Source organism: Sphingobium sp. CCH11-B1, from assembly GCF_001556865.1.
Lineage (GTDB): Bacteria > Pseudomonadota > Alphaproteobacteria > Sphingomonadales > Sphingomonadaceae > Sphingobium.
Genome location: NZ_LSJY01000030.1, coordinates 1 through 1,646, shown reverse-complemented (window position 1 = coordinate 1,646; position 1,646 = coordinate 1). Strand labels below are relative to the sequence as shown.

Here is a 1,646-nt window from a genome sequence, read left to right as displayed (position 1 = left end):
CCCGGCTTATTCATGAGCCCGCTGCACTGGGGCGTGCCGGGTTTGATGTGTCGGTGGCCGCGTGATCCGGGCGCGCGGTTTCGGCGGCGTTTTTCGCCGCAGCAAAACCGATGGCTTTTCGAGGTTGATGGGCGATGGCTCGGGCTTTGTGCGGCACAGCCGCGCTGGCTATGTCGGCGCTGGCCGGAGACTGGTGGCGATGGCTTTGAACACGCCGGCGTCGGGGCATGCTGACGCGAAGGCGACACGGATGCGCGAGGCGGTCTCGATGACGCGGGCGGCGACCTTGAGCAGCCGCAGGCGCAGCGTTGCGAACTCGGCAGTGGCCAGAGAGGTGGCCTTGGGGATGGCCTGCTGGACGCGCCACATCAGCCAGTAGGCGGCGGTATGCAGGATGAGGCGCATCTGGTTGGCATTGGCCGAGCGGCACGAGGTGCGATCGCTGGCCAACTGGGTCTTGTGGCGCTTGATCAGGTTTTCGGCTTGGCCGCGCGCGCAATAGAGCGTGTCGTAAATGTGCTCGGGCGAGCCTTCTGTCAGCGAGGTGACGACATAGCGGATGTCCATGCCCAGCGTGCTGGCCTCAATCCGGGCGACGACGCGGCGTTGGCTCTTCCAGCTTTTGGCGCCGTAGCGGGTCTCGACATAGTTGCGCAGGACCGGATGTTGGGCCTGGGCCCGCTTGACCGCGCAGGCATCGGCGACGGCAACGATGGCCGGATCGGCCCGCAGCGCGGCGTTGGTCGGCAAGCCGAACACGTAATCGACCCCGGCCGCCTCGCAGAACGCCATGATCTCGGGACGGGCGTAGTGCCCATCGCCGCGGATGGTGATGTGGGTATCGGGCCAGTGCTGGCGGATATGACGCACCAGGCGCCGGATGTGGCCGGCACCTTCGGCACCCGACGGCGTCTTGCCAGTGCGCAGCAGCATCGCCACCGGCCGCCCGCTCGCGGTATCGTACACATGGATCGGCAGGAAGCAGCGCTCACCGTGATGTCCGTTCCAGAACGAGAGCTGCTGATAGCCGTGCACGACATCACACGTGTCATCGATATCCAGCGTCACCGCCGCCGGTGGGGCCGGATAGCTGGCACAGTAAACGCCGATCATCGCGACCATCATCCGGGCCAGTTCACGCGTGGTCGGTGCATTCTCCCAGCGGCTCATCGTCGGTTGGCTGGCCAGCCCCGCGCCCGATCCCGGCAACTTGCCCAGCGCCAGGCGGAAGCCCGGATCGTCGCGCAGGGCATCGAGATCATCGGCGTCCTCATAGCCACACGTGATCGCGAACACACGGGCACGCAGAATGTCATCGAGGCGATGGATCACCCGCGTCGGGTCACGCGGATCGGCGATGCACGCAGCAAGCTGCCGGCAGATCCCCATCGCGCGCTCGGCCTGCGCCAGCAGCAGAACGCCGCCGTCAGAGGTCAGCCGGCCACCGTCGAACGCGGTTGTGACCTTCTTGCCGCCAACCGCTGGAAACGAAAATCCCGGTGCGCTATCATCGCTCCCGGCGGGTGTGGTCCGTGGCATAAATTGCCTCGCTGAAGGACTGGTCTAGACACCCATTTTCCTACTGCAAAGCAATCGCTTACGCCACTCCCGCCAACCCTCTCACCCGCCGCGGTGAATAAGACAGG

1 protein-coding gene is annotated in these 1,646 nt (G+C 65.8%); it reads right to left on the bottom strand.

Features of this window, described 5'->3' with window-relative positions:
• Positions 1–168 precede the first annotated feature (168 nt).
• Positions 169–1,539: an IS1380 family transposase gene (locus AX724_RS04310; RefSeq protein WP_066763960.1), complete on the bottom strand. Its 1,371-nt coding sequence runs from the start codon at positions 1,537–1,539 to the stop codon at positions 169–171.
• Positions 1,540–1,646 lie beyond the last annotated feature (107 nt).